This window comes from Buttiauxella agrestis, assembly GCF_900446255.1.
In the GTDB taxonomy this organism is placed as follows: domain Bacteria; phylum Pseudomonadota; class Gammaproteobacteria; order Enterobacterales; family Enterobacteriaceae; genus Buttiauxella; species Buttiauxella agrestis.
The window spans coordinates 4,665,415-4,690,596 of sequence record NZ_UIGI01000001.1 but is presented as its reverse complement, the minus strand read 5'-3'; the positions used below and the strand labels follow the sequence as shown (position 1 = coordinate 4,690,596).

Sequence of the window (25,182 nt, the reverse complement as noted above, 5' to 3'; positions counted from 1 at the left end):
TAGTGGTATATACCACCAACACAAAAACCAGCACAGTGAGTGACAACATGAACAATTTCACTGCATTTATGGAAAGGAAAATATTGCCTCTGGCAATGAAGATTGAAGGGAATGATTATCTTTCGGCCATTAAAGATGGCTTTATTCGGATTATGCCATTTCTGATTATTGGTTCTTTCTTTTTGCTGATAGCCAATTTACCTATTCCGGGATATAGCGAATTTATTATTCGAATTTTCGGTGAGCATTTTATTGGGCAATTGAATTATATTCTTGATGCCACTTATTCTGTAATGGCATTGTTGGTGGTAGTGAGTACCAGTATCAGCCTCGCAAAGCGCTGGCAGTTAAATGAAATATCCTGTGTGTTAATTTCCCTGGTGAGTTTTTTAATTGTCACTCCATTCAGGATCCCCCAAGAAAATGGCAGTGCAATCACTGATGTTATTCCGACGTTTGCGCTTGGTGCGCAGGGACTGTTCCTGTCTTTAATCGTCACGCTGGTGGCCGTTCGACTTTACAGGTTGTTCAACCATCCACGGCTGATGATTTCAATGCCGGATAGCGTTCCGCCAGCGGTAGCCAATAGTTTCAGCTCGCTCATTCCGTCATTTTTGATTGTTGTGATCTTCTGGCTGCTTCGCCTGGTCTTTGAAATAACGCCGTTTGGTACGGCCCAGGAGATGATTTTCAAAGTGCTGCAAGCACCGATGATGCATCTGGGTAACACGCTACCGTCGCAGATGGTAGCGGAGTTCTTCGTCAGCTTCTTCTGGTTCTTCGGTCTGCATGGCGACTCTATCGTGACTGCCATCATGGGGCCAATCTGGCGTTCATTGACTCTTGAAAATATGCAGGCAATGAAACAAGGTTTGCCGCCAGTAAACATCATTACCCAACAGTTCCGCGATGTGTTTTTGATTTGTGGCGGGACAGGTTTTACCCTTGCGATGCTCCTGGTGATGTTGTTCCGCGCGAAGAGCAAACGCATGCGTGAAATCGCTAAGCTTGCATCTCCAGCGGCTATTTTTAATATTAATGAGCCCATTATATTTGGCGTTCCCATTGCACTAAACCCACTTTTGTTTATCCCATTTATTATCGTTCCGGTTGTACTGTGTGTAATTACCTACAGCGCGATGGCTTTTGGCTGGCTGCCATTGACATCGGGTCTGGAAATCCCCTGGACTACACCTATTTTCATCAGTGGTTTTTTAATCTGTGGCTGGAAAGGCATGTTATTCCAGGCCATTAACCTCGCTGTCGCGATGACAATTTATTATCCGTTCGTTATGACGCTGGATAAGCAGTATCTGCGAGAAGAAAACGAGCTGGAAGAAAATATCGTTAATCAGGATGAAATAGTCCTGGAATATAAAGAAGGATTACGTAATGAATAATAAATTAAAGATAGTGACCATCGGTGGTGGCAGTTCATATACGCCAGAGATTATCGAAGGTTTTATCCAACGCTATGCAGAAATGCCGATTAAAGAAATCTGGCTCGTGGACGTAGAAGCCGGACGCGAAAAGCTCGAGATTGTTGGAAACCTGGCAAAACGCATGGTTGAGGCGGCTGGCATTGACTGCCAGGTGCATCTCACGCTCGACAGGCGTGAAGCGCTTAAAGATGCCGACTTCGTCACAACCCAACTACGTGTGGGGCAATTAGACGCGCGTATCAAAGACGAAAGTATTCCTTTGTCACACGAGCTAATTGGACAGGAGACTAACGGAGCGGGTGGGCTGGCAAAAGCCTTGCGCACCATCCCGGTTATACTGGATATCTGTCGTGATATGGAGGAGCTGTGTCCGGACGCGTGGCTGATTAACTTCACCAATCCAAGCGGTATTGTGACCGAAGCGGTTATCAAGCACAGCAAAATCAAATGTGTCGGCTTATGCAATCTTTCACAGTCAATGCAGCGCATGGTGGCCGAAATTCTCGGCGTTGATAAATCTCGCTTCCTGCTGCAACTCGTTGGTTTGAACCATTTCCTGTATGGCACCCATGTCTATATGGACGGCAAAGATGTCATGCCAGACGTGCTGAAAAATCTCAAATATGACAGCGAACACAAACCGAAAAATATCCCGGACATTCCATGGCTTCAGGAGCAAATTCAGCATCTTGGCGTGATCCCTTGTCCTTATCATCAGTATTACTATGCCACCAGTGATGTTCTAGAAAAGCAGCTTCAAGAATTCGAAGAACATGGAACGCGTGGCGAAGTGGTGCAAGCGGTCGAGCATGAGTTATTCGAACTCTATCGAAATCCACATTTGCATGAAAAGCCAAAACAGTTAGAGCAGCGCGGCGGGGCTTATTACTCTGAAGCGGCCTGCGAGCTAATCAGCGCAATCTATAACGACAAAAATCTCCTGATGACGGTCAACGTACGCAACAACGGTGCGATTCGTTCACTGCCGGACAACGTCGCCATTGAAACGACCTGTGTGATTGGACGCTATGGTGCCATTCCTCTTAATAACGATCCGCTGCCAGCTACCGTTTCTGGGTTGGTGTCATTAATGAAGTCGTGGGAAGAAATGGCAGTAGAGGCTGCTGTTACAGGTGATTACGGTGCAGCTTTGCAGGCATTGACGCTGAACCCACTTGTGCCGTCAGGCAAAGTGGCAAAAGTCGTGCTTGATGAATTGCTTGAAGCACACCGTGAATATCTACCGCAATTCTTTAAGGAATAAGGGTTTTTCGGCTGCGCATTCTGAAGAGGTCGCCACGGTTATAGCTCCAGGAATAGTTAAAAACCGTGCCGTCCTCAAGCCAGGTACTTTCTTTAATGTGCAGCATCGGTGAGTTAACAGGGACGTCGAGTAATGCTGCCATGACGTCATCGAACAGACTGGCCCCAACAACAGAATCGGTACCGCCCATTTTTTGTTGGCACTTTTCTTCGATGAAGGCGTAAAGCGAGTGGTTTTGCAAAACGTCGTCGTCAATGACATCGACAATTGCTAATGGAATGTAGCTGTCCTCAACCAATACGGGCACGCCATCAAACAAACGAACGCGACGGATGGCGTGAACGGGTTCGGTAGCGGAAACACTAAATTGGTTTGCGAGGTAATCACCCGCAGCTTGCTGGACATGGTAAATCAGGCGGCTGGTGATGGAGACTTTACCACTCAATTCTTTTGTGACGCCTAGCGCACTGCTTTCCCCGTCAGGGTTGAGTAGATAAACCGGCGGGGCAAAGGTTCGGTTTACATAAGTGCCTTTGCCAACCACTTTTTTAACCAGGCCTTCTTGTTCCATATGGGCAATGGCTTTTTGCACCGTCGCACGCGTGACCTGGTAGGTTTCCGCCAGTTCGCGTTCAGAAGGGATCAGGGAGCCAACCGGGTATTTTTGGTTCTGAATATCGCGTTTAAGGGTATCGCGAATAAGGATGTATACCGGTTTCATGGTTCCCCCGATAGGGTTGTTAATGAATTGGAATAGCGCGGATGTCGGCATGCTAAAGCACTTCTTCGGCGTAGCGCAAGTTTCGTAACAGGTGGAAAATAAAGATGTTAAATCATAATGAAGCGTACTGGCAGCAAAAGGGAGCCAGTTTAACCGTTGAAGCCATCGTGGCTCAGCCGCGTTTATGGCAAGAAGGGTTGGCACAAATCAAAGCGCGTCATGCGGATATTGAAGCATTTTGGGCGAAGTGCGAGCCCCGCACGCGCATTCTCATTACTGGTGCGGGTTCCTCTTTGTTGGCCGCACAAGCGAGCGTGAATTGGTTGCGAAGTGTCGTTCCAAATCACATCGAAGTGGTTCCGGCAACGGATCTGGTACTCATGTCTGGAAGCGTACAAGAAAATACTGTATTGGTTTCCGTGAGTAGTTCGGGTAACACTCCAGAAACAGTAAAGGTTGTGGAGCGAGCACTCACCGCTAACCCGAAATTGCGCCATCTCGTGGTGACGAACAATGCCAGTAGCCGTTTGGCTCAGCTTGCGCAGCAGCATCCCGAAGGGCTTTTTGTCCCGGTACCCGAAGGCACTTCTAACGGCAGTTTTGCTGCAACCTCCGAGTTCACCGTTCCCTTGTGGTACCTGATGCTGCTGGTGGCTCCAGCAGGCTGGCCTGAAGCAGAAAAAGTGCTGCCGGTTTTGCAACGTGGTATGAACCACTTCTTGAATAACTACGCCTCTGAAATCGAACAGTGGGCAGCAGAATCACGTAACAACGTAGTTGCGGTCGGCTCATTATCGCTAAAAGCTATTGCCTGTGAAACCAGCCTCAAACTGCTGGAAATGGGAAACGGGCAGGTGATGACGGCCTGGCATTCAATGCTGGAGTTCCGCCATGGGCCGAAGCTCATCATCAATCGCGATGCCACACTTATTGGCTATCTTGCAGCACGACCGGAAATTCACCGTTATGACATCGACATGATGACTGAGTTGGCTCGTGAACGAAGTGCAGCCGCGCAGGTGATCTCGATAGGCCATGATGCTCTGCCTGCTGGCGTTAAAGCGGGGGATCGCTATTTCCACTTTGCTTCTCCGGAACTGGCGGATTATCACGAATCCTGGACGACTTTACTCTATGTTGCTTTTGCGCAGTTGGCCGGGCTTTACAGCGCTATCGAGCTGGGCGTCACACCAGATACTCCTTCCCGAGACGGTAAAGTTGCGAAGGTCGCGAAAGTCACCGTTTATTAATCGAAAGGCGGGGCGGCAACGAAAAGGTAAAGTTGCCGCCCTTTCAGCATGCAAAGCTACTGCGAGGTTCTTCCCAGAAAACTATCCCAATCTTTCCAGACGGGTTGTAAGCCTGAGCGTGTTAATGCCTCAGCCACTTCCACCGGAGTACGCCCATCATGTGGAGCAAACTGCTCGAGTTCAGGATGATTATCGGCGTAGCCGCCAGGCTGCGTTTTTGAAAACGCACTGACGTTGTTTATGGCGAGTGGAATCATGTTGTCCCGGAACCATGGAGACTCGCGCGTAGAAAGTGAAAGCTCAACGTCAGGGGCGAGCAGACGAAATGCACATATCACCTGCACAAGTTGGCTTTCAGTCATCACAGATGCGGGTTCCACCCCGCCTGCGCACGGGCGTAATCGCGGAAATGAAATCGAATAGCGGCTTTGCCAATAATTTTGCTGTAGCCACAGGAGATGTTCAGCCACCATAAAACAGTCGGTGCGCCAGCTATCTGATAATCCAATTAACGCACCAAGACCGATTTTGTCTATTCCCGCACGACCCAGTCTGTCAGGTGTTTCCAGGCGCCAGAAGAAATCCTGCTTATTACCCCGTAGATGGTGCTGCGCGTATACCGCCTGGTGATAAGTTTCCTGGTAAACCATCACGCCATCCAGACCGAGGGTTTTCAGTTCGGCGTATTCGTGTTCCTCCAGCGGCTGTACTTCCATTTGTAATGAGCTGAATTGGCGGCGAATGGTGGGAAGATGCTGACGGAAATAGTCCATCCCCACTTTGGTCTGATGCTCACCGGTCACCAACAGCAAATGCTCAAAGCCCAGTTTGCGAATCGCCTCGCACTCGCGTTCAATCTCTGGTGCATTGAGTGTTTTACGTTTGAGCTTGTTACTCATGGAAAATCCACAGTAAGTACAATCGTTAGCACAGAGATTTGACAGATAAAGCGGCACATAAAAACTCACCGTGTTACCAAAACGCTGGCGAGTTAAATACTGTGCCTTTTGCGCGAGCGGTTCCAGAAATTGGCTGGTGGCAGGGGAGAGCAAAGCCATGAAATCATCACGTGTGATTTTCTGTGCTGCCAACGCACGTTCTACGTCGGCAGCCGTTTTGCTGTTGATACGAAGCGTAATGTCATCCCAGTCCAGCTGGTGCCAGTAGTCGGTGAAGGTTTGTGCCATCACATACTCTCCTGGCTAAATTGCAGAAACTCCGTCAACGGGCTGGATGCATGTGCCTGCTGGTGGCGTGTTCCTAAACCAGACTGCGCGGCAATTAAGCCTGCCTCAACGGCGAGGCGAAATGCGTGCGCCATTTGTACCGGGTCACGTGCCACGGCAATGGCGGTGTTGACTAATACCGCTGAAGCTCCCATTTCCAGGGCTTCAGCGGCATGGCTTGGTGCGCCAATTCCAGCATCAACGACAACCGGAACTCTTGCCTGTTCGATGATAATTTCCAGCAGCGCTCGCGTTTGTAAGCCTTGATTTGAGCCGATAGGTGCCCCCAGTGGCATCACCGCCGCGCATCCTGCTGCTTCAAGCCGTTTACACAAAACCGGATCGGCTCCGCAATAAGGCAGAACCACGAACCCCATTTTTACGAGTTGTTCCGCAGCTTTCAGCGTTTCGATAGGGTCGGGTAAGAGGTAGCGAGCATCAGGATGAATTTCCAATTTAACCCAATGCGTACCGAGCGCTTCACGTGCCAGTTGAGCGGCAAAAATCGCTTCTTCCGCCGTCTTAGCACCTGAAGTGTTGGGTAACAATTGCACGCCTGCTTCCAGTAAAGGCGCCAGAATCGCATCGTTACGATTACGCAAATCGACCCGTTTCATCGCCATCGTCACTAATTGCGAACCCGAGGCGCGAATGGCGTCGGCCATCACCTGCGGTGAGGCAAATTTTCCGGTGCCGGTGAACAAGTGTGACGAGAAAGTTTTATCAGCAATCTGTAGCATTTAACCTCCGGCTATGGCCTGAAAAAGCACGATTTGGTCGCCATCATTCAACAAATGGTTTTCCCATTGCTCACGTGGAACGATTCTCTGATTGATCGCTAATGCAACGCCTGGTTTCAATAAACTGAGTTGTTCCAGCAGCATCGCCAGCGTCAGGTTGTCCGGGCATTGCATTAGCTCGTCGTTAAAGTGGATTTGCATGTTGCCCTCCACAAACGGGGCAGCCTGCTGCTTTCTGCATGATGAGAGTGCGCCAGCTATGTTGGCGGGCATCAAACAGGCGTAGAGAACCCGCAGCCGGAGCCATACCGCTGAGGAGTTTTATCGCTTCAAGCGCCTGCAATGTGCCCATCACGCCCACCACCGGGCCGATGATGCCTGCCGTGCGGCAGTTGCGTTCCGGTTCGTGTTCATCAGGCCACACGCAGCGGTAACAACCGTTTTCCCATGGCGGCGTCAGCACCATAAGTTGCCCACCAAATCCCACGGCACTTGCGGAGATCAGCGGTTTGTTGTGCGCGACGCAGGCGGCGTTAATCGCATGGCGCGTTGCCATGTTGTCGCTGCAATCCAGTACCAGATCGGCACTTTTTACGGCGTGCGTGAGCGCCTCACCCGCCAGATGCTCGCTAATCGCCTGTAGGTTTATATCCGGGTTAAGCTTCTGGAGATGATGCCGGGCGACCCGCGATTTTGGTTGGTCGATATCTTGTGTGGTGAATAGAATCTGGCGCTGTAAATTGCTGATATGCACCTTGTCATCATCGGCCAGAATCAGGGTGCCAACGCCTGCGGCAGCTAAATACAACGCCGCCGGGGAACCCAGTCCGCCTAATCCGACGATTAAGACTTTGCTGGCGAGCAGCTTTTGCTGCCCTTCAATGGCGATGTCTTCCAATAGCACCTGGCGGCTGTAACGCATAAAGTCGGAATCATTCATCGCCAGCCCCCACTCGTTCCAGCAACTGTGCGGTAGCCGCTCGCCAGTCAGCAGCCTGAGTTATTGCGCTAACCACCGCGACACTGCCCACACCTGTTTTTAGCACGGAGTGAACGCGCTCAATGCTTATCCCGCCAATCGCGACAGTCGGGTAATCGCCCAACGTTTTGATATGTGCAGCTAGCTGCGCCAGCCCTTGTGGGGCGGACGGCATCTGTTTGGTGTTGGTCGGGAAAACATGCCCCAATGCGATGTAAGAAGGGCGCGCCAACAGGGCGCGATCCATTTCCATATTGTCGTGTGTCGAAAGCCCGAGGCGTAAACCCGCGTCGCGAATAGCATCCAGATTAGCCACATCCATATCTTCCTGGCCGAGATGCACGCCGTAAGCGCGATGTTTTATTGCCAGCCGCCAGTAATCGTTAATAAACAGGCGCGCTTTGTATCGCTGGCTTAAATTGATGGCCGCAACAATATCGGCCTCAACGTCATCGTCGTGTTTGTCTTTGATGCGCAATTGAATGGTGCGCACGCCTGCTCCCAACAGTCGTTCAATCCATTTAACGCTATCAACTACCGGATATAAACCCAGCCGCTGCGGCACAGCGGGAAATGCAGGTTTGTTCATCACACTTCCTCCTGACGCAGATAAATTTCGCCACCTTTTGCCCGGAAGGTTTGCGACATATCTTCCAGTCCGACTTCTATGGCTTGTTTAGCAGCGAAATCGCGAACCTCCTGGGAGATTTTCATTGAGCAGAATTTTGGCCCGCACATGGAACAGAAGTGCGCGACTTTGCCGGACTCCTGCGGCAGCGTTTCATCGTGATACGCGCGGGCAGTGAACGGGTCGAGTGCGAGGTTAAACTGATCTTCCCAGCGGAATTCAAAGCGGGCTTTCGACATGGCGTTATCGCGTATCTGCGCACCAGGGTGGCCTTTTGCGAGGTCTGCGGCATGGGCCGCAATTTTGTAGGTAATCAGCCCCTGTTTAACATCTTCTTTGTTCGGCAGGCCGAGATGCTCTTTTGGCGTGACGTAACACAGCATCGCGCAGCCAAACCAGCCAATCATGGCCGCACCAATACCCGAGGTGAAATGGTCGTAACCCGGTGCAATATCGGTGGTCAGCGGGCCGAGCGTGTAGAACGGCGCTTCGTGGCAATGCTCCAGTTCTTCGGTCATGTTGCGGCGAATCATCTGCATTGGCACATGCCCCGGACCTTCAATCATCACCTGCACATCGTACTCCCAGGCGATTTTGGTTAACTCGCCAAGCGTATGCAGCTCAGCGAATTGTGCTTCATCGTTGGCATCCTGAATGGAGCCGGGGCGCAGGCCATCGCCTAAAGAGAGTGAAACGTCGTAAGCCGCGCAGATTTCGCAGATTTCGCGGTAGTGCTCATACAGGAAGTTTTCCTGATGATGCGACAGGCACCATTTCGCCATAATCGATCCACCGCGCGAAACAATCCCGGTGAGGCGTTTAGCGGTCATCGGCACATAACGCAGCAGTACTCCGGCGTGAATCGTGAAATAGTCCACGCCTTGCTCGGCCTGTTCCAACAGCGTGTCGCGGAACATTTCCCAGGTCAGGTCTTCGGCGATGCCATCCACTTTCTCCAGCGCCTGGTAAATTGGCACGGTGCCGATGGGGACCGGGCTGTTACGCAAAATCCATTCACGGGTTTCGTGGATATAGCGGCCCGTAGACAGATCCATCACGGTATCTGCGCCCCAGCGCGTTGACCACACCAGCTTCTCCACTTCTTCTTCGATTGAAGATGTGACCGCCGAGTTGCCAATATTGGCGTTCACTTTCACCAGGAAATTACGCCCGATAATCATCGGCTCGGATTCGGGGTGGTTGATATTGGCGGGGATAATTGCCCGTCCAGCCGCCACTTCGTCGCGCACAAATTCCGGCGTGATATTTTCTGGCAGACGAGCGCCAAAACCCTGGCCTGGATGCTGGTGGCGTAACACTTCATCGCGAATACGCTCGCGGCCCATATTTTCACGAATGGCGATGAACTCCATTTCCGGAGTCACTCTTCCCTGGCGTGCATAGTGCAGTTGCGTGACGGTTTTCCCGGCTTTAGCCCGCTTAGGCGTGAGCTGTGTTTCGAAACGCAATTCATCCAGACCGTCATCGGCCAGGCGCTCTTTGGTGTAGGCAGAGCTGCGGTCGGTCAGGATTTCGCAATCATTACGTTCGGCAATCCAGTTTTCACGTAGTGGCGAAAGGCCGCGCAGGACATCGATGCTGATAGCCGGGTCGCCATACGCGCCAGAAGTGTCATAAACCGGAATGGCATCGTTAGGGGTGAACTGCGGGTTTTCTTTGCTACCGCCAGTGGCAGTCGGGCTAAGTTGGATTTCACGCATCGGCACGCGAATATCATCACGCGAGCCGGTGAGGTAAATGCGCTGAGAGTTAGGGAAAGCAGTGCCTTCGAGGGTATTGATAAAGTGTTGGGCAGCAGCACGCTGTTCGCGACGGTTTGGTTTTTTTTCAGTAGTAGACATAGCTCATTCCAGTAATTATCAGGAAGTGGCTTGTCAGAACAACGGAGGAGTAATGAATGTGGGGCGCCCGCGCACGGGTGAACCCAAAAGCAGAATTACTCTTGTTCCCTTCGCAGGTATTAACCTGATCAGGTTCCGCGGATCCCGAATTAACGGTCTCAGCCGGTGCTTAACTAAGTTAAACACTCGGCACTCCGACAAGAAGAAACCCGTATTGCTACGGGTCAATATGTAAATTACGCGTTAACAGAGCAGAACTCAAGCCGGACGTGCAAGGCTACCGGTCTCGTTCGCACTGTCATTTAGATCGTGGTCGTACGCCAACTGAATCAGTTTATCTTCCAGCGAAAAGCGTGATTCTAATGCTTCACCAATGCCGGAAAGTGCTTTCTGGAACTCAATATAGTTATCATGATCGATTGCGCTTTCGAGATGCGAATCGTAGAAATCCATGATTTGCTGGGTGTTGGCTTCAAGCTGTGGGTAAAGATGAGTGGCGGCTAAAAGTGGGCTGCTACCTTCCATTTCACTGATAATGCGTTCATAAATATTAAAATGGCCGGAAGAAAGATAATCCACGAGGTTATGGCAAAAATTATCCAGAGCCTTTTCATTGAGCGCGGTATGGGATTCCTTGTTAGGCTTGATCCCAACCATATTGTAATAAGCTACCAACAGATGTTTGCGGGCATGAAGCCATTGGTCGATTAACTCATTACTACCACCAACGCGCTCAGTCAGGTTTTCTAACTGGTTAAGCATGATTGACTCCGTGAGTAGAGATGTGACGCAAACGTACCCAAAAGTGTTACGACTATTTGTTTATACCAGCGAACTCGGGGATGTGCACCAGGTTATGGAACGCGTAATTCAAAAGTTAGATCAGGGCTGGTTTATCGTCAGTCATGAACAAAAACTGTGGCTGCCTAAAGGTGAGCTACCTCACGGAGCGGCAGAGGAATTTCAATTAGATGGCGCGGTGGGGATACCCATCGGCGAATGGGAAAATGAGCCTGTCTGGCTGGTGCGAGAAAATCGCAAGGCGGATATGGGGTCTGTGCGCCAGGTGATTGACCAGGATGTGGGGTTGTTCCAACTGGCGGGCCGTGGCGTGCAACTGGCGGAGTTTTACCGTTCGCACAAATTCTGCGGTTATTGCGGCCACGAGATGCACGTTAGTAAGACAGAATGGGCGATGCTGTGCTCCCATTGTCGGGAACGCTACTACCCGCAAATCTCACCGTGCATCATTGTGGCGATTCGCCGCGACGATCATATTCTGCTCGCCCAACACACACGCCATCGCAACGGGATTTACACCGTGCTGGCTGGGTTCGTCGAAGTCGGGGAAACCCTCGAGCAAGCTGTGGCCCGTGAAGTGATGGAAGAAAGCAGCATCCGCGTGAAAAACTTACGTTACGTCACCTCGCAACCCTGGCCGTTCCCGCAATCGTTGATGACTGCGTTTATGGCGGATTATCACAGTGGCGAGATTAAAATTGACCCGAAAGAGTTAATTGACGCGGGCTGGTATCGATATGATCAGCTCCCGCTGTTGCCGCCGCCAGGTACGGTGGCGCGTCGTTTGATTGAAGATACCGTCGCCCTGTGTCGCGCGGACTATGAGTGATAAACTTGAGCGATACAGCCAAAGGAAATTCAAAATGACTGAACTGAAGAACGACCGTTACCTGCGGGCGCTGCAACGCCAACCTGTAGATACCACGCCAGTATGGATGATGAGGCAGGCAGGTCGTTACTTGCCAGAATACAAAGCCACGCGCGCTGTCGCAGGCGATTTTATGTCGCTGTGCAAAAATGCGGAGCTGGCTTGTGAAGTGACATTGCAGCCGCTGCGTCGCTACCCGCTGGATGCGGCGATCCTCTTCTCCGATATTCTCACCGTTCCCGACGCGATGGGGCTAGGTCTCTATTTTGAAGCCGGTGAAGGCCCACGTTTTCGTTCGCCTGTGACCAGCCGTGCCGATGTCGAAAAACTGCCCATTCCTGATCCAGAAGATGAACTGGGTTATGTGATGAACGCGGTGCGTACTATTCGCCGTGAGCTAAAAGGCGAAGTGCCGCTGATTGGTTTCACCGGCAGCCCATGGACGCTGGCGACTTATATGGTTGAAGGCGGCAGCAGCAAAGCGTTTACCGTTATCAAAAAAATGATGTATGCCGATCCGCAAGCGCTGCATCTTCTGCTCGATAAGCTGGCGCAAAGCGTCACGCTGTACCTGAATGCGCAAATCAAAGCCGGTGCGCAATCGGTGATGATTTTCGATACCTGGGGTGGCGTGCTGACCGGGCGTGATTATCAGCAGTTCTCGCTCTATTACATGCACAAAATCATTGATGGCTTGCTGCGTGAAAACGAAGGTCGTCGCGTGCCGGTGACGATGTTCACCAAAGGCGGCGGTCAGTGGCTGGAAGCGATGGCCGAAACGGGTTGTGATGCGCTGGGCTTAGACTGGACGACCGACATCGCTGATGCTCGCCGCCGTGTTGGCCATAAAGTTGCGTTGCAAGGCAATATGGACCCGTCAATGCTGTACGCACAGCCTGCGCGTATTGAAGAAGAAGTCGCAACGATTCTGGCTGGGTTCGGTAAAGGTGAAGGCCACGTCTTTAACCTCGGTCACGGTATTCATCAGGATGTGCCGCCAGAGCACGCGGGTGCATTTGTTGAAGCGGTGCACCGTTTGTCGAAACCGTATCACCTGTAAGAGTCAGGAGAGTGGATGGATCTTGCAATCCTTCGTAAACAACAGATCGAACTGGCAGCCAAGGTGATCCGCGAAGATCGCCTGGAGCAAGATCCTCCCCGGTTAATCGCCGGGGCTGACGTCGGGTTTGAGCAGGGCGGCGACGTCACGCGCGCCGCCATCGTGCTTTTAAAATATCCTTCCCTCGAGCTGGTTGAATATCAGGTGGCGCGAGTCGCCACCTCAATGCCTTATATCCCCGGCTTCCTTTCATTTCGTGAATATCCCGCACTGCTTGCCGCGTGGGAATTGCTGTCGCAAAAACCTGACCTGCTGTTTGTTGACGGCCACGGTATTTCGCATCCCCGGCGTTTGGGTGTGGCGAGCCATTTTGGCCTGCTGGTGGACGTTCCAACCATCGGCGTTGCCAAGAAACGTTTGTGTGGGAAGTTTGAACCGTTATCGGAAGAACTCGGTTCGTGCCATTTGCTGACTGATAAAGGCGAAGCGCTGGCGTGGGTGCTGCGCAGTAAAAAGCGCTGCAATCCGTTGTTTGTCTCAACAGGCCATCGTGTCAGCCTCGATACGGCCTTGTTATGGGTGAATCGTTGTCTGGTGGGATATCGTTTACCGGAGCCGACTCGCTGGGCTGATGCCGTGGCATCAGGTCGCCCCGCTTTCACGCGGTGGCAAGCAATTCAGGGGTGATTAAGGTAAACTGCCGCTAATATTCCGTCTTTGAGACATCGCTATGTTACAAAACCCAATCCATCTGCGCCTGGAGAAACTGGAAAGCTGGCAACATGTCACTTTCATGGCTTCTTTATGCGAACGTATGTATCCGAATTACGCCATGTTCTGCCAGCAGACTGAATTTGGTGATCCTCAGTTATATCGCAAAATTCTTGATTTGATTTGGGAAACCTTGACGGTCAAAGATGCGAAAGTAAACTTTGATAGCCAACTTGAGAAGCTCGAGGAAGGCATCCCGGTTGCTGATGACTATGATATTTACGGTGTCTACCCGGCGATTGATGCATGCGTTGCGTTGAGCGAACTCCTTCATTCACGTCTTTCCGGGGAAACTCTGGAACATGCGATTGAAGTCAGTAAGGCGTCAATTACGACCGTTGCGATGCTGGAAATGACCCAGGCTGGTCGTGAAATGACCGACGAAGAGCTGAGAGAAAACCCTGCCGTTGAAGAAGAATGGGACATTCAATGGGAGATTTTCCGCCTGTTAGCCGACTGCGAAGAACGCGACATTGAGCTGATCAAAGGGCTGCGTGCAGACCTGCGCGAAGCGGGTAGCAGCAATATTGGTATAAATTTGCAGCAGTAAGACAGCAAAACGTGACTTACAGTCCGAATTGTCACCCCTGAAGGCTTCCAATTAGCCCCCCGTCTGGTCTACATTTGTGGGGCGAAAAAAAGTGGCTATCGGTGCGTGTATGCAGGAGAGTGCTTTTTTGGCATTTCCGTCGCACTCGATGCTTAGCAAGCGATAAACACATTGTAAGGATAACTTATGAACAAGACTCAACTGATTGATGTAATTGCTGACAAGGCTGATCTGTCTAAAGTACAGGCTAAAGCTGCTCTGGAATCCACCCTGGCTGCAATTACTGAGTCTCTGAAAGAAGGTGATGCTGTCCAACTGGTTGGTTTCGGTACCTTCAAGGTAAACCACCGTGCTGAGCGCACTGGCCGCAACCCACAGACCGGTAATGAAATCAAAATCGCCGCAGCTAACGTGCCGGCATTTGTTTCAGGCAAAGCACTGAAAGACGCTGTTAAGAGCTAATAGTGTCAGTGAACAGTTTTAGCAGAGGGGCGTTTACGCCCCTTTTGTTTGTCTGGCGTCCTTTGGTCGTACTGACAGGCACAGTGCTGCTAATGGCATGCAGCAGTCAGCCTCCGCTTCCACCATTTACGGCAAGTGGCTATATCGCCGATAAAGGTGTGGTGCGTATCTGGCGTAAAGATAATAGCGACGACCACAGCATTCATATGCTTGCGGTTCTGAGTCCAATACAGAAAGGCGCTACGACCACCAGTGATTACCGCTGGTTGGGTGAAAAGCTAATGTCGATTGAAACGACAATTCAGAGCGAGCCGTCTGAACACATCAAAGTTCGCTTTGATGAAAACGGCGAGTTGAGCTTTATGCAGCGCGAAGTGAACGGCCAAAAGCAACAGCTTTCCAACGACCAAATCGCTTTGTATCAGTATCAAGCGAGCCGGACCAAAGCAACCAGCGAAGCATTACGTATTGGACGTGTAGTTTTGCGGCAAGGGCGCTGGCATGACGATGGAACAGTCACCACCTGCGAAGGTGAGACAATCAAGCCTAAACTCGACAGCGTATCTTTGAGTCATATCGCGAATCGTCAACGTCACTCCTCGATGGAGGTGAGCGTGGCCTGGCTTGAAGCGCCAGAAGGATCACAACTTCTGCTGGTCGCGAATCAGGATTACTGTAGCTGGCAGCCTAAGCCGGCGACATTCTAGATGTAAAAAAACCGCCACGCGGCGGTCTTTAATATCACTTCAAATATTACTTCGCGTTTTCACGTTCAATGGCGCGATAGCCAATATCTGAGCGGCTGAAACTGCCATCCCAGTGGATATCCTTCATCAACTCGTAAGCACGCTGCTGCGCTTGTGCGACGGTATCACCTAATGCGGTCACGCACAGAACGCGGCCACCGTTAGTCACAACCATATCGTCTTCACGCAGTTGGGTTCCGGCATGGAACACTTTGCCGTCTGCGACTTCTTCCAGTGGTAGGCCGTGAATCACGTCCCCATTACGATAATCCGCCGGATAACCGCCAGCCGCCATCACGACACCCAGAGATGGGCGTTCGTCCCACTTCGATGTTGTCACATCCAGCTTGCCATCACACGCGGCAAGGCACAGCTCAACCAGGTCTGATTGAAGGCGCAGCATAATCGGTTGAGTTTCCGGGTCGCCAAAGCGGCAGTTAAACTCGATAACCTTCGGATTGCCTTGCTTGTCGATCATCAGGCCAGCGTACAGGAAACCAGTATAAGTATTCCCTTCCGCCGCCATGCCGCGCACGGTTGGCCAGATAACCAGGTCCATTGCACGCTGGTGGACTTCATCCGTCACAACCGGAGCCGGAGAATACGCGCCCATACCGCCGGTATTGGGACCCGTATCTCCATCACCCACACGCTTGTGATCCTGGCTGGTGGCCATTGGCAGAACGTTTTCGCCATCCACCATCACGATGAAGCTGGCTTCTTCGCCATCCAAAAACTCTTCTACAACGATGCGGTGCCCGGCGTCGCCAAAGGCGTTACCCGCCAGCATATCGTTTACCGCAGCTTCAGCTTCCTCCAGCGTCATCGCTACGATTACGCCTTTACCTGCGGCCAGGCCATCGGCCTTAATGACAATCGGCGCGCCTTTTTCACGGACATAAGCCAAAGCGGGTTCGACTTCAGTGAAGTTTTGGTACTCAGCGGTCGGGATTTTGTGGCGAGCCAGGAAATCCTTGGTGAAAGCTTTTGAACCTTCTAACTGCGCAGCCCCCTGAGTTGGGCCAAAGATCTTCAGGCCCGCCGCACGGAAGGCGTCGACCACGCCAATCACCAGCGGCGCTTCCGGGCCAACAATCGTCAGGTCGATTTTTTCATTCTGTGCAAAGCTCAACAGCGCGGAAATATCCGTTGGGTTAATCGCCACGTTTTGTAAAGCGGGTTCCAGAGCCGTGCCCGCATTGCCGGGGGCGACGAATACCGTGCGAACCAAAGGCGACTGCGATGCTTTCCAGGCCAGCGCGTGTTCACGCCCACCATTACCAATCACTAATACTTTCATTTATGGTCGCTCCGGATTAATGGCGGAAGTGGCGCATGTCGGTAAAGATCATTGCGATCCCGTGTTCGTCAGCGGCAGCGATCACTTCGTCATCGCGAATTGAACCGCCAGGCTGGATAACACAGCTCACGCCGACTGCCGCAGCGGCATCAATACCGTCACGGAACGGGAAGAACGCATCAGATGCCATTGCAGAGCCTTTCACTTCCAGGCCTTCATCGGCGGCTTTGATACCGGCAATTTTGGCGGAGTAAACGCGGCTCATTTGGCCTGCGCCTATACCGATAGTCATATTCTCGCGGGCATAGACAATAGCGTTAGACTTAACAAACTTCGCCACCTTCCAGCAGAACAGCGCATCACGCAGTTCTTGCTCTGTTGGCTGGCGCTTGCTGACAACACGCAGGTCTGCGGCTGTTACCATACCCAAATCGCGATCCTGGACTAACACACCACCGTTGACGCGTTTGAAATCCAGACCCGGAACACGCTGCTGCCACTGGCCGCAAGTCAGAACGCGAACGTTTTGCTTAGCGGCTGTGATCTTCAGTGCTTCTTCGCTTGCTGACGGCGCAATAATCACTTCGACGAATTGGCGAGAGATAATCGCTTGTGCAGTTTCAGCGTCCAGTTCACGGTTGAACGCGATGATGCCGCCGAATGCGGAAGTCGGATCTGTTTTATAGGCACGGTCGTATGCATCTAATAAGGAATCGCTGACTGCCACGCCACAAGGGTTGGCATGCTTCACGATAACGCAGGCAGGTTCGCTGAACTCTTTCACACATTCCAGTGCCGCATCAGTATCAGCAATGTTGTTATAAGAAAGCGCTTTGCCCTGAACTTGTGTCGCGGTGGCAACCGACGCTTCTTTAATTTCTTCTATATAGAAGGCGGCTTGCTGGTGGCTGTTTTCACCGTAGCGCATATCCTGCTTCTTAATGAAGTTCAGGTTCAGCGTGCGAGGGAAGCGACCGGAAGGATCTTTGCTTTCGCCGTGATATGCAGGAACCATGCTACCGAAGTAGTTGGCGATCATACTGTCGTAGGCGGCGGTGTGTTCGAATGCCTTAATCGCCAAATCGAAACGTGTCTCGAGCGTGAGGGAGCCTTCGTTAGTATCCAGCTCGCTAATAATCGCTTCGTAGTCGCTGCTCTTTACGACGATTGCCACATCTTTATGGTTCTTCGCCGCCGAGCGCACCATGGTTGGGCCGCCGATATCAATATTCTCTACCGCATCTTCCAGAGAGCAACCTTCACGGGCAACAGTCTGGGCGAACGGATAGAGGTTGACGACAACCATATCAATTGGGGAGATAGCGTGTTGTTCCATGATCGCATCATCCTGGCCACGACGACCGAGAATGCCACCATGCACCTTTGGATGCAGGGTTTTGACGCGTCCATCCATCATCTCCGGGAAACCGGTGTAGTCAGAGACTTCGGTTACCGGCAGGCCAGCTTTAGCCAGCAGATGAGCGGTTCCGCCAGTGGACAGCAGCTCCACGCCACGTTGGGAGAGCGCCTGGGCGAATTCGACGATACCGGCTTTGTCAGAAACACTGAGCAGAGCGCGGCGTACAGGACGACGTTGTTGCATGGTTTGATCCCTTAGCTTTGGTTCGCATATAGAAGAGCGTTAGCTGAATTTTAGTTATTTTCCCTAAAACTCAGCTAACGCCCCAAAACGGGGCGTCCTTTTATTGCGCGCACATTGTAGCGAAAACGTTTGCGTCACGCTCGCATAATTTAGGACTTCATCACGATTGTGGATAACTTTGTGCACAACTGCGTATAAGGCGGGGTTTTGCTGTGGAATGCAGCAGTCAGTAAAATTACTGCATATTTAGGGTTGCAGCCTCAGAAGAACTCCCTATAATGCGCCTCCATCGACACGGAACATGTGAACAACATCACAGAGTAACGGCGGCGATGAGAGTCAAATATCCTGAAATTAAGGGTTGACTCTGAAAGAGGAAAGCGTAATATACGCCACCTCGAGTTAGCAAGCGAAAGCGCCTAACTCACTGCTCTTTAACAATTTATCAGACAATCTGTGTGGGCACTCGCAGGATTGATATCTCAGATACCTTCGGGTATCAAAAAAATATCAAGTCTTGAAGAGTGACCAAGCAGTAATTCATTTAGTTGAATTATTACGAAAGTTAATTTTTGAGCACCGCTTCACGAGTTGAAGTAAATCAAGCTTTTAATTGAAGAGTTTGATCATGGCTCAGATTGAACGCTGGCGGCAGGCCTAACACATGCAAGTCGAGCGGTAGCACAAGAGAGCTTGCTCTCTGGGTGACGAGCGGCGGACGGGTGAGTAATGTCTGGGAAACTGCCTGATGGAGGGGGATAACTACTGGAAACGGTAGCTAATACCGCATAACGTCTTCGGACCAAAGAGGGGGACCTTCGGGCCTCTTGCCATCAGATGTGCCCAGATGGGATTAGCTAGTAGGTGAGGTAATGGCTCACCTAGGCGACGATCCCTAGCTGGTCTGAGAGGATGACCAGCCACACTGGAACTGAGACACGGTCCAGACTCCTACGGGAGGCAGCAGTGGGGAATATTGCACAATGGGCGCAAGCCTGATGCAGCCATGCCGCGTGTATGAAGAAGGCCTTCGGGTTGTAAAGTACTTTCAGCGAGGAGGAAGGCATTGTGGTTAATAACCGCAGTGATTGACGTTACTCGCAGAAGAAGCACCGGCTAACTCCGTGCCAGCAGCCGCGGTAATACGGAGGGTGCAAGCGTTAATCGGAATTACTGGGCGTAAAGCGCACGCAGGCGGTCTGTCAAGTCGGATGTGAAATCCCCGGGCTCAACCTGGGAACTGCATTCGAAACTGGCAGGCTAGAGTCTTGTAGAGGGGGGTAGAATTCCAGGTGTAGCGGTGAAATGCGTAGAGATCTGGAGGAATACCGGTGGCGAAGGCGGCCCCCTGGACAAAGACTGACGCTCAGGTGCGAAAGCGTGGGGAGCAAACAGGATTAGATACCCTGGTAGTCCACGCCGTAAACGATGTCGACTTGGAGGTTGTTCCCTTGAGGAGTGGCTTCCGGAGCTAACGCGTTAAGTCGACCGCCTGGGGAGTACGGCCGCAAGGTTAAAACTCAAATGAATTGACGGGGGCCCGCACAAGCGGTGGAGCATGTGGTTTAATTCGATGCAACGCGAAGAACCTTACCTACTCTTGACATCCAGAGAATTCGCTAGAGATAGCTTAGTGCCTTCGGGAACTCTGAGACAGGTGCTGCATGGCTGTCGTCAGCTCGTGTTGTGAAATGTTGGGTTAAGTCCCGCAACGAGCGCAACCCTTATCCTTTGTTGCCAGCGGTTCGGCCGGGAACTCAAAGGAGACTGCCAGTGATAAACTGGAGGAAGGTGGGGATGACGTCAAGTCATCATGGCCCTTACGAGTAGGGCTACACACGTGCTACAATGGCGCATACAAAGAGAAGCGACCTCGCGAGAGCAAGCGGACCTCATAAAGTGCGTCGTAGTCCGGATCGGAGTCTGCAACTCGACTCCGTGAAGTCGGAATCGCTAGTAATCGTAGATCAGAATGCTACGGTGAATACGTTCCCGGGCCTTGTACACACCGCCCGTCACACCATGGGAGTGGGTTGCAAAAGAAGTAGGTAGCTTAACCTTCGGGAGGGCGCTTACCACTTTGTGATTCATGACTGGGGTGAAGTCGTAACAAGGTAACCGTAGGGGAACCTGCGGTTGGATCACCTCCTTACCTAATAGATACAAACCCGCGTAGTGCTCACACAGATTGTCTGATAGAAGTAAATGAGCAAGCGATCCCTTCAACGGGATATCGTGTCCCCATCGTCTAGAGGCCCAGGACACTGCCCTTTCACGGCTGTAACAGGGGTTCGAATCCCCTTGGGGACGCCATCTTAAGATAATGATGTGAAAGACATTATCACACATATCTCAAAACTGACTTTCGAGTCACGTTTGAGATATTGCTCTTTAAAAATCCGGAACAAGCTGAAAATTGAAACGACACACTGTTTCCTTTCTCCGTAATAAGAAAGGAAAATGCGGTGTGTTCGAGTCTCTCAAATTTTCACAACATCGATTGTGTCTCACGAGACATCTTCGGGTTGTGAGGTTAAGCGACTAAGCGTACACGGTGGATGCCCTGGCAGTCAGAGGCGATGAAGGACGTGCTAATCTGCGATAAGCGTCGGTAAGGTGATATGAACCGTTATAACCGACGATTTCCGAATGGGGAAACCCAGTGCAATTCGTTGCACTATCGTTAAGTGAATACATAGCTTAACGAAGCGAACCGGGGGAACTGAAACATCTAAGTACCCCGAGGAAAAGAAATCAACCGAGATTCCCCCAGTAGCGGCGAGCGAACGGGGAGCAGCCCAGAGTCTGAATCAGTTTGTGTATTAGTGGAAGCGTCTGGAAAGTCGCAGGGTACAGGGTGATACTCCCGTACACAAAAATACACATACTGTGAACTCGAAGAGTAGGGCGGGACACGTGGTATCCTGTCTGAATATGGGGGGACCATCCTCCAAGGCTAAATACTCCTGACTGACCGATAGTGAACCAGTACCGTGAGGGAAAGGCGAAAAGAACCCCGGCGAGGGGAGTGAAACAGAACCTGAAACCGTGTACGTACAAGCAGTGGGAGCCTCTTTTATGGGGTGACTGCGTACCTTTTGTATAATGGGTCAGCGACTTATATTCTGTAGCAAGGTTAACCGTATAGGGGAGCCGCAGGGAAACCGAGTCTTAACTGGGCGTTAAGTTGCAGGGTATAGACCCGAAACCCGGTGATCTAGCCATGGGCAGGTTGAAGGTTGGGTAACACTAACTGGAGGACCGAACCGACTAATGTTGAAAAATTAGCGGATGACTTGTGGCTGGGGGTGAAAGGCCAATCAAACCGGGAGATAGCTGGTTCTCCCCGAAAGCTATTTAGGTAGCGCCTCGTGAACTCATCTTCGGGGGTAGAGCACTGTTTCGGCTAGGGGGCCATCCCGGCTTACCAACCCGATGCAAACTACGAATACCGAAGAATGTTATCACGGGAGACACACGGCGGGTGCTAACGTCCGTCGTGAAGAGGGAAACAACCCAGACCGCCAGCTAAGGTCCCAAAGTCATGGTTAAGTGGGAAACGATGTGGGAAGGCACAGACAGCCAGGATGTTGGCTTAGAAGCAGCCATCATTTAAAGAAAGCGTAATAGCTCACTGGTCGAGTCGGCCTGCGCGGAAGATGTAACGGGGCTAAACCATGCACCGAAGCTGCGGCAGCGACGCTTAGGCGTTGTTGGGTAGGGGAGCGTTCTGTAAGCCGTTGAAGCTGGACTGTGAGGTCTGGTGGAGGTATCAGAAGTGCGAATGCTGACATAAGTAACGATAAAGCGGGTGAAAAACCCGCTCGCCGGAAGACCAAGGGTTCCTGTCCAACGTTAATCGGGGCAGGGTGAGTCGACCCCTAAGGCGAGGCCGAAAGGCGTAGTCGATGGGAAACAGGTTAATATTCCTGTACTCGGTGTTACTGCGAAGGGGGGACGGAGAGGGCTATGTTAGCCGGGCGACGGTTGTCCCGGTTTAAGCATGTAGGCGGAGAGTTTAGGTAAATCCGGACTCTTATCTAACGCTGAGGTGTGATGACGAGGCACTACGGTGCTGAAGTAACAAATGCCGCACTTCCAGGAAAAGCCTCTAAGCATCAGGTAACAACGAATCGTACCCCAAACCGACACAGGTGGTCAGGTAGAGAATACCAAGGCGCTTGAGAGAACTCGGGTGAAGGAACTAGGCAAAATGGTGCCGTAACTTCGGGAGAAGGCACGCTGTCGGTAGGTGAAGTCCCTCGCGGATGGAGCTGAAGGCAGTCGAAGATACCAGCTGGCTGCAACTGTTTATTAAAAACACAGCACTGTGCAAACACGAAAGTGGACGTATACGGTGTGACGCCTGCCCGGTGCCGGAAGGTTAATTGATGGGGTTAAGCGCAAGCTGAAGCTCTTGATCGAAGCCCCGGTAAACGGCGGCCGTAACTATAACGGTCCTAAGGTAGCGAAATTCCTTGTCGGGTAAGTTCCGACCTGCACGAATGGCGTAATGATGGCCAGGCTGTCTCCACCCGAGACTCAGTGAAATTGAAATCGCTGTGAAGATGCAGTGTACCCGCGGCAAGACGGAAAGACCCCGTGAACCTTTACTATAGCTTGACACTGAACATTGAGCCTTGATGTGTAGGATAGGTGGGAGGCTTTGAAGTGTGGACGCCAGTCTGCATGGAGCCAACCTTGAAATACCACCCTTTAATGTTTGATGTTCTAACGTAGACCCGTGATCCGGGTTGCGGACAGTGTCTGGTGGGTAGTTTGACTGGGGCGGTCTCCTCCTAAAGCGTAACGGAGGAGCACGAAGGTTAGCTAATCACGGTCGGACATCGTGAGGTTAGTGCAAAGGCATAAGCTAGCTTGACTGCGAGAGTGACGGCTCGAGCAGGTGCGAAAGCAGGTCTTAGTGATCCGGTGGTTCTGAATGGAAGGGCCATCGCTCAACGGATAAAAGGTACTCCGGGGATAACAGGCTGATACCGCCCAAGAGTTCATATCGACGGCGGTGTTTGGCACCTCGATGTCGGCTCATCACATCCTGGGGCTGAAGTAGGTCCCAAGGGTATGGCTGTTCGCCATTTAAAGTGGTACGCGAGCTGGGTTTAGAACGTCGTGAGACAGTTCGGTCCCTATCTGCCGTGGGCGCTGGAGAATTGAGGGGGGCTGCTCCTAGTACGAGAGGACCGGAGTGGACGCATCACTGGTGTTCGGGTTGTCATGCCAATGGCATTGCCCGGTAGCTAAATGCGGAAAAGATAAGCGCTGAAAGCATCTAAGCGCGAAACTTGCCCCGAGATGAATTCTCCCTGGGAACTTGATTCCCCTGAAGGAACGTTGAAGACTACGACGTTGATAGGCTGGGTGTGTAAGCGTAGCGATACGTTGAGCTAACCAGTACTAATGATCCGTGAGGCTTAACCTTACAACACCGAAGGTGTTTTGGTTGAGAGACTAAGCATTTGATTTTCAGCTTGAACCGAGATTTTAAGTTGATGGTTGTGTGAATAACACAACGGTTGATGAAACAGAATATGCCTGGCGGCAGTAGCGCGGTGGTCCCACCTGACCCCATGCCGAACTCAGAAGTGAAACGCCGTAGCGCCGATGGTAGTGTGGGGTCTCCCCATGCGAGAGTAGGGAACTGCCAGGCTCCAAATAAGTGGAAAGCCCTGTACTGACGTACAGGGCTTTTTGCTGTCTGCGATTTATGCGATCACCCTTCATAGTCCTATCTCTGCAAGCCAATTTCATCATTATAATCCACTGCAAAACAAGCTATTACCCAGTCTATTCCACTACCCGTAAAATCTGTGCTTAAGTGAAACATTTTCAACTATCTTATGATTACTCGACATTTGACAGGCGGCGAGTTATCTTCAGCTATCTGGATGTCTAAACGTTTATACGTATGCTGTGAGGATAAAAGGTTATGCCAATTCGGGTACTGGATGAGTTACCAGCCGTCAATTTCCTGCGTGATGAGAATGTCTTTGTTATGACGACATCGCGTGCGAGTAATCAGGAGATCCGTCCGCTAAAGGTGCTCATACTTAATCTGATGCCAAAAAAGATTGAGACGGAAAACCAGTTTTTACGTCTGCTTTCTAACTCTCCTCTACAGGTTGACGTCCAGCTGTTGCGCATTGATTCCCGTGAATCCCGTAATACACCGACTGAACATCTCAATAATTTCTACTGTAATTTTGAAGATATACAGGATGAAAATTTTGATGGCTTGATCGTGACCGGTGCGCCATTGGGCCTGGTTGAATTTAATGATGTGGCTTATTGGCCGCAAATTGAACAAGTGATTCACTGGGCAAAAGATCACGTCACCTCAACGCTATTTGTGTGTTGGGCGGTGCAGGCAGCGCTAAATATCCTCTACGGGATTCCGAAGCAAACGCGTAAAGATAAGCTCTCTGGCGTATATGAACACAACCTCACTTATCCACACGCCCTGTTAACACGCGGCTTTGATGACTCCTTCCTGGCGCCACATTCACGTTATGCAGATTTCCCGGCATCTTTGATCCGTGACTATACCGATCTCGAAGTTCTGGCTGAGTCAGAAGAAGGGGATGCTTACCTTTTTGGTAGCAAAGATAAACGCATCGCTTTTGTCACGGGCCATCCGGAATATGATGCGCACACGCTGTCAGGTGAATATTTCCGTGACGTCGAAGCAGGCCTGAATCCTGACGTCCCGTACAACTACTTCCCGAATAACGATCCGCAGAGAAAGCCGCATGCTACATGGCGTAGCCATGGGAATTTGTTGTTCACCAACTGGCTAAATTACTACGTTTACCAGATCACGCCATTCGATCTGCGCCATATGAACCCAACGCTCGATTAAGCGTTTCAGCATCCCATCAGCACTGAGATCAA

Annotated in this window: 20 protein-coding genes, 1 tRNA gene, 3 rRNA genes and 1 riboswitch; of the genes, 14 read left to right on the top strand and 10 right to left on the bottom strand. The window is 51.4% G+C overall.

The window, feature by feature from the left end; genetic code table 11:
* Positions 1–47: 47 nt before the first annotated feature.
* Together DY231_RS22175 and DY231_RS22170 are read left to right on the top strand one after the other, a co-directional pair.
* Entirely contained in the window at positions 48–1,400 is a 1,353-nt protein-coding gene (locus tag DY231_RS22175; protein WP_147295661.1) for a PTS sugar transporter subunit IIC, read from the top strand.
* Entirely contained in the window at positions 1,393–2,706 is a 1,314-nt protein-coding gene (locus tag DY231_RS22170; protein WP_115631570.1) for a 6-phospho-beta-glucosidase, read from the top strand. The genes DY231_RS22175 and DY231_RS22170 overlap by 8 nt, the downstream gene beginning before the upstream one ends.
* Here DY231_RS22170 and DY231_RS22165 read toward each other — a convergent pair.
* Positions 2,696–3,427: a GntR family transcriptional regulator gene (locus DY231_RS22165; protein ID WP_172588722.1), complete on the bottom strand. Its 732-nt coding sequence runs from the start codon at positions 3,425–3,427 to the stop codon at positions 2,696–2,698. The genes DY231_RS22170 and DY231_RS22165 overlap by 11 nt on opposite strands.
* Positions 3,428–3,531: 104 nt before the next feature.
* Between DY231_RS22165 and DY231_RS22160 the strand changes: the two genes are divergently transcribed.
* A complete protein-coding gene (locus DY231_RS22160; RefSeq protein ID WP_115631568.1) occupies positions 3,532–4,677 on the top strand; it encodes an SIS domain-containing protein in 1,146 nt (381 codons plus the stop codon).
* A 56-nt stretch (positions 4,678–4,733) separates the two neighbouring features.
* Here the strand turns inward: DY231_RS22160 and thiH are convergent, their stop codons facing one another.
* The 7 genes from thiH to rsd all read right to left on the bottom strand — a co-directional run bounded on the left by thiH (position 4,734) and on the right by rsd (position 10,874).
* Positions 4,734–5,864, bottom strand: coding sequence for a 2-iminoacetate synthase ThiH (gene thiH, locus DY231_RS22155; RefSeq protein ID WP_115631567.1), 1,131 nt, complete (start codon positions 5,862–5,864; stop codon positions 4,734–4,736).
* Positions 5,864–6,643, bottom strand: coding sequence for a thiazole synthase (thiG, locus tag DY231_RS22150; RefSeq protein WP_115631566.1), 780 nt, complete (start codon positions 6,641–6,643; stop codon positions 5,864–5,866). Before thiG ends, thiH begins: the two co-directional genes overlap by 1 nt.
* Positions 6,644–6,844 (bottom strand): sulfur carrier protein ThiS, encoded by a 201-nt coding sequence (gene thiS / locus DY231_RS22145; protein WP_115631565.1) that lies wholly within the window; start codon positions 6,842–6,844, stop codon positions 6,644–6,646. It lies immediately after the preceding gene.
* Positions 6,828–7,583, bottom strand: coding sequence for a thiazole biosynthesis adenylyltransferase ThiF (gene thiF, locus DY231_RS22140; protein ID WP_115631564.1), 756 nt, complete (start codon positions 7,581–7,583; stop codon positions 6,828–6,830). Before thiF ends, thiS begins: the two co-directional genes overlap by 17 nt.
* Positions 7,576–8,211 carry a thiamine phosphate synthase gene (gene thiE / locus DY231_RS22135; protein ID WP_115631563.1) on the bottom strand — a complete coding sequence of 212 codons (636 nt, stop codon included), beginning with the start codon at positions 8,209–8,211 and terminating at the stop codon, positions 7,576–7,578. The genes thiF and thiE overlap by 8 nt, the downstream gene beginning before the upstream one ends.
* Complete coding sequence (gene thiC, locus DY231_RS22130; RefSeq protein ID WP_115631562.1) at positions 8,211–10,112, bottom strand: phosphomethylpyrimidine synthase ThiC; 1,902 nt, start codon at positions 10,110–10,112, stop codon at positions 8,211–8,213. The genes thiE and thiC overlap by 1 nt, the downstream gene beginning before the upstream one ends.
* 88 nt (positions 10,113–10,200) lie before the next feature.
* Positions 10,201–10,319, bottom strand: a riboswitch (TPP riboswitch).
* Positions 10,320–10,370: 51 nt separating this feature from the next.
* On the bottom strand, positions 10,371–10,874 hold the full coding sequence (gene rsd, locus DY231_RS22125) for a sigma D regulator (RefSeq protein WP_115631561.1): 504 nt from the start codon (positions 10,872–10,874) through the stop codon (positions 10,371–10,373).
* Positions 10,875–10,968: 94 nt separating this feature from the next.
* Here rsd and nudC point away from each other — a divergent pair, with 94 nt between their 5' ends.
* The 6 genes from nudC to DY231_RS22095 all read left to right on the top strand — a co-directional run bounded on the left by nudC (position 10,969) and on the right by DY231_RS22095 (position 15,331).
* The gene (gene nudC, locus DY231_RS22120) at positions 10,969–11,742 is read left to right on the top strand and encodes an NAD(+) diphosphatase (protein WP_115631929.1); all 774 of its coding nucleotides are present in this window, start codon (positions 10,969–10,971) and stop codon (positions 11,740–11,742) included.
* Positions 11,743–11,776: 34 nt separating this feature from the next.
* On the top strand, positions 11,777–12,841 hold the full coding sequence (hemE, locus tag DY231_RS22115; protein ID WP_115631560.1) for a uroporphyrinogen decarboxylase: 1,065 nt from the start codon (positions 11,777–11,779) through the stop codon (positions 12,839–12,841).
* Positions 12,842–12,856: 15 nt separating this feature from the next.
* Positions 12,857–13,528: a deoxyribonuclease V gene (nfi, locus tag DY231_RS22110; protein WP_115631559.1), complete on the top strand. Its 672-nt coding sequence runs from the start codon at positions 12,857–12,859 to the stop codon at positions 13,526–13,528.
* A gap of 43 nt (positions 13,529–13,571) precedes the next feature.
* Positions 13,572–14,162 (top strand): YjaG family protein, encoded by a 591-nt coding sequence (locus DY231_RS22105; RefSeq protein ID WP_034492329.1) that lies wholly within the window; start codon positions 13,572–13,574, stop codon positions 14,160–14,162.
* Positions 14,163–14,348: 186 nt separating this feature from the next.
* Entirely contained in the window at positions 14,349–14,624 is a 276-nt protein-coding gene (hupA, locus tag DY231_RS22100; protein WP_034492331.1) for a nucleoid-associated protein HU-alpha, read from the top strand.
* 8 nt (positions 14,625–14,632) lie between these two features.
* Positions 14,633–15,331: a DUF1481 domain-containing protein gene (locus DY231_RS22095; protein ID WP_115631928.1), complete on the top strand. Its 699-nt coding sequence runs from the start codon at positions 14,633–14,635 to the stop codon at positions 15,329–15,331.
* 46 nt (positions 15,332–15,377) lie between these two features.
* On the opposite strand, the gene purD is transcribed toward DY231_RS22095, so the two are convergent.
* Both purD and purH read right to left on the bottom strand, forming a co-directional pair.
* Positions 15,378–16,670, bottom strand: coding sequence for a phosphoribosylamine--glycine ligase (purD, locus tag DY231_RS22090; protein WP_115631558.1), 1,293 nt, complete (start codon positions 16,668–16,670; stop codon positions 15,378–15,380).
* A 16-nt stretch (positions 16,671–16,686) separates the two neighbouring features.
* Positions 16,687–18,273, bottom strand: coding sequence for a bifunctional phosphoribosylaminoimidazolecarboxamide formyltransferase/IMP cyclohydrolase (gene purH / locus DY231_RS22085; RefSeq protein WP_115631557.1), 1,587 nt, complete (start codon positions 18,271–18,273; stop codon positions 16,687–16,689).
* Positions 18,274–18,883: 610 nt separating this feature from the next.
* Between purH and DY231_RS22080 the strand changes: the two genes are divergently transcribed.
* From DY231_RS22080 to metA, 5 genes are all read left to right on the top strand, one after another.
* Positions 18,884–20,425 (top strand): 16S ribosomal RNA (locus tag DY231_RS22080).
* A gap of 85 nt (positions 20,426–20,510) precedes the next feature.
* Positions 20,511–20,586: transfer RNA gene (locus tag DY231_RS22075), tRNA-Glu, on the top strand.
* A 218-nt stretch (positions 20,587–20,804) separates the two neighbouring features.
* Positions 20,805–23,713, top strand: a 23S ribosomal RNA gene (locus tag DY231_RS22070).
* 112 nt (positions 23,714–23,825) lie between these two features.
* Positions 23,826–23,941 (top strand): 5S ribosomal RNA (gene rrf, locus DY231_RS22065).
* Together the 16S, 23S and 5S rRNA genes with 1 tRNA gene alongside form the textbook arrangement of a ribosomal RNA operon.
* 279 nt (positions 23,942–24,220) lie before the next feature.
* A complete protein-coding gene (gene metA, locus DY231_RS22060; protein WP_034492341.1) occupies positions 24,221–25,150 on the top strand; it encodes a homoserine O-acetyltransferase MetA in 930 nt (309 codons plus the stop codon).
* The last annotated feature ends 32 nt before the right edge of the window (positions 25,151–25,182 follow it).